1 protein-coding gene is annotated in these 1882 nt (G+C 49.1%); it reads right to left on the reverse strand.

The genetic code is table 11. The features are described from left to right. On the reverse strand, positions 1-1882 hold a 1882-nt coding region (locus H9X96_RS22365), incomplete at both ends, for a DUF11 domain-containing protein (RefSeq protein WP_187668419.1).

Below are 1882 nucleotides of genomic sequence, written 5' to 3' on the forward strand. Positions count from 1 at the left end.
CCAATGTTCCAGAGTCCTGTTAGCGGGTCATAAGTGGTACCTGCTGGCGGAGTAGAACTCACATAGGTATAACCTGATGGAAGCAGATCGGTCACGGTAATACCGGTACCATCACTAGGACCATTATTGGTGGTTGCCAGGGTAAATACCACGTTACTGCCTACCGCCGGTGTCGCATTGTCAACAGTTTTAGTCAGAGACCTGTCTGTTGTTGGTGTTGGAACCGGCGTAGAAGTCGGGGTGTTGTTACCTGGAGTCGGATCATTTTCTGTTCCGGTAATGGATGCGGTATTGGCATAAATCCCTGTTGCCTTAACCTTAGCGGTAATGGTTAAGGTTGCAGTAGCAGCATTGATCATTGTGCCAATGTTCCAGAGTCCTGTTAGCGGGTCATAAGTGGTACCTGCCGCAGGAGCCGAGCTCACATAGGTATAACCTGATGGAAGCAGATCGGTGACGGTAATACCGGTACCATCACTAGGCCCATTATTGGTGGTTGCCAGGGTAAATACCACGTTACTGCCTACCGCCGGTGTCGCATTGTCAACAGTTTTAGTCAGAGACATGTCTGTTGTTGGTGTTGGAACCGGCGTAGAAGTCGAGGTGTTGTTACCTGGTGTCGGATCATTTTCCGTACCGGTAATACTAGCAGTATTGGCATAAATGCCTGTTGCGTTTACCGTGGCGGTAATGGTCATGGTTGAAGTTCCGGTATTAGCTAAGGCACCAATGTTCCAGAGTCCTGTTAGCGGGTCATAAGTGGTACCTGCCGCAGGAGCCGAGCTCACATAGGTATAACCTGATGGAAGCAGATCGGTGACGGTAATACCGGAACCATCACTAGGACCATTATTGTTGGCTACCAGGGTAAATACCACGTTACTGCCTACCGCCGGTGTCGCATTGTCAACAGTTTTAGTCAGAGACCTGTCTGTCGTTGGTGTTGGAACCGGAGTAGAAGTCGGGGTGTTGTTACCTGGAGTCGGATCATTTTCTGTTCCGGTAATCGTTGCGGTATTGACGTAAATGCCTGTTGCATTGACCTTAGCGGTAATGGTTAAGGTTGCAGTAGAAGCATTGATCATTGTGCCAATGTTCCAGAGTCCGGTTAGCGGATCATAAGTGGTACCTGCCGCAGGAGCCGAGCTCACATAGGTATAACCTGATGGAAGCAGATCGGTGACGGTAATACTGGTACCATCACTAGGGCCATTATTGGTGGCTACCAGGGTAAATACCACGTTACTGCCTACCGCCGGTGTCGCATTGTCAACAGTTTTAGTCAGAGACCTGTCTGTTGTTGGTGTTGGAACCGGAGTAGAAGTCGGGGTGTTGTTACCCGGAGTCGGATCATTTTCTGTTCCGGTAATGGATGCCGTATTGGCATAAATGCCTGTTGCATTGACCTTAGCGGTAATGGTTAAGGTTGCAGTAGCAGCATTGATCATTGTGCCAATATTCCAGAGTCCTGTTAGCGGGTCATAAGTGGTACCTGCCGCAGGAGTAGAACTCACATAGGTATAACCTGATGGAAGCAGATCGGTCACGGTAATACCGGTACCATCACTAGGACCATTATTGGTGGCTACCAGGGTAAATACCACGTTACTGCCTACCGCAGGGTTGGTAACATCAACAGTTTTAGTCAGAGACCTGTCTGTTGTTGGTGTTGGAACCGGAGTAGAAGTCGGGGTGTTGTTACCTGGAGTCGGATCATTTTCTGTTCCGGTAATGGATGCGGTATTGGCATAAATCCCTGTTGCATTGACCTTAGCGGTAATGGTTAAGGTTGCAGTAGAAGCATTGATCATTGTACCAATGTTCCAGAGTCCCGTTAGCGGATCATAAGTGGTACCTGCCGCAGGAGCCGAGCTCACATAGG

This window comes from Pedobacter sp. N36a (genome assembly GCF_014472395.1).
Classification (GTDB): domain Bacteria; phylum Bacteroidota; class Bacteroidia; order Sphingobacteriales; family Sphingobacteriaceae; genus Pedobacter.